The sequence below is a fragment of the Micromonospora sp. NPDC006431 genome, assembly GCF_042870725.1.
In the GTDB taxonomy this organism is placed as follows: Bacteria; Actinomycetota; Actinomycetes; order Mycobacteriales; family Micromonosporaceae; genus Micromonospora.
The window spans coordinates 1-1,597 of sequence record NZ_JBIAHQ010000076.1 but is presented as its reverse complement, the minus strand read 5'-3'; the positions used below and the strand labels follow the sequence as shown (position 1 = coordinate 1,597).

Genomic DNA, 1,597 nt, shown 5'->3' with positions numbered 1-1,597 from the left:
CTTGATCTTTAACCTGTTGGGCGGCGGCATCGACCCCGGCTGATCATGAGGACAGCCCTTGATCGATCATTCCTCTTGTCTAGGGAAGAAGATCGCAAACCAAGGGCTGTCTGGTGATCAGTGTGCACGATGCCAGGTCGACCGATGAGGTCGGGCGGCTGGCCGCGTTCCGGCGTGAGTTCCATGGTTGTCTGACCGCTCGCGGGGATGCGTTGTTCGAGCTGGCCGACGCGTTGTTGTGCGGTGACGCGCCGGTGCGGTCGCTGGTGGAGTTGTCGCTGGTGGGTGAGCACCGCCGCGGTCACGGCTCGCTGTACGCGGCGTTGAACCGCGGCCGGATCGACATCGCGCGGCTGCGGACCGCGGTGGCGGCGGTGCCGCTGCCGCGGGCCGCGGACGGGCGGATCGTCCTGGCGGTGGACGTGACCTGCTGGCTGCGGCCGGAGGCGCACACCTGCCCGGAACGGGTGCTGTGCCACACCTACGGGCGCGGCAAGGACACCCACATCGGGGTTCCGGGCTGGCCGTACTCGTTCGTCACCGCCTTGGAGGCCGGGCGCACCTCGTGGACCGCGCCGTTGGACGCCCGCCGTTTGGCGCCCGGCGACGACGCTGCCACGGTCACCGCCGGCCAGTTGCGGGACGTGGTGCAGCGGCTGATCGCTGCCGCGCAGTGGCGGCCTGGTGATCCGGACATGTGGATCGTCGCGGACGCCGGATACGACGGGCCCCGGCTGGCGTTCCTGCTGGCCGACCTGCCGGTGCAGGTTCTGGTGCGGATGCGTTCCGACCGGGTGCTGCGCCGGCCCGCGCCGCCCCGGCTGCCTGCCACCACCGGCCGCCCACGAAGGCATGGCGGCGAGTTCATCTTCGGTGACCCGGGCAGCTGGAGCGACCCGGACGTCGCCACGACCACCGACACCCGCCTCTACGGCACCGCGACCGCGCGAGCCTGGCACCGGCTGCACCCCAGGCTGACCCACCGCACCGCCTGGACCGCCCAACACGGCCCGCTGCCGATCATCGAAGGCACCGTGATCCTGCTGACCGTCGACCGGCTGCCATCAGGGTCCACCGCGAAACCCGTCTGGCTCTGGTGGTCCCAACCCGCCGCCACCACCGCCGAGGTTGACCTGCTCTGGCAGGCGTTCCTGCGCCGCTTCGACATCGAGCACACCTTCCGCATGCTCAAACAGACCCTCGGCTGGACCAGCCCGAAACTGCGAGACCCGCACGCCGCCGACCGCTGGACCTGGCTCGTGTTGACCGCCTACACCCAGCTACGCCTCGCCCGAGGCGCCGTCGGCGACCTGCGTCGGCCCTGGGAACGCCCCGCACCACCCGAACGACTCACGCCCGCCCGCGTCCGGCGAGGGTTTCGGCACCTGCGCAGCAAAGCCGGCAACCCCGCCCGCGCGCCGAAACCCTCCCGGCCAGGACCCGGCCGACCACCCGGACTACACAACCGCCACCGAGCCGCCCGCCACGACGTCCACATCGTCACCGCCGCTACCAGCACAAAGCCGAAAGCTGGCACGAAGAAAACGAAGACTTCGAATAACCCGAGGCCACGCCGCACAGGTTAAAGATCAAGCTA

The 1,597-nt window shown here is 70.1% G+C and carries 1 protein-coding gene; it reads left to right on the top strand.

The window, feature by feature from the left end; genetic code table 11:
* The first annotated feature begins 113 nt into the window (after positions 1–113).
* The gene (locus tag ACFYM6_RS36115; RefSeq protein ID WP_387282029.1) at positions 114–1,586 is read left to right on the top strand and encodes an NF041680 family putative transposase; all 1,473 of its coding nucleotides are present in this window, start codon (positions 114–116) and stop codon (positions 1,584–1,586) included.
* Positions 1,587–1,597 lie beyond the last annotated feature (11 nt).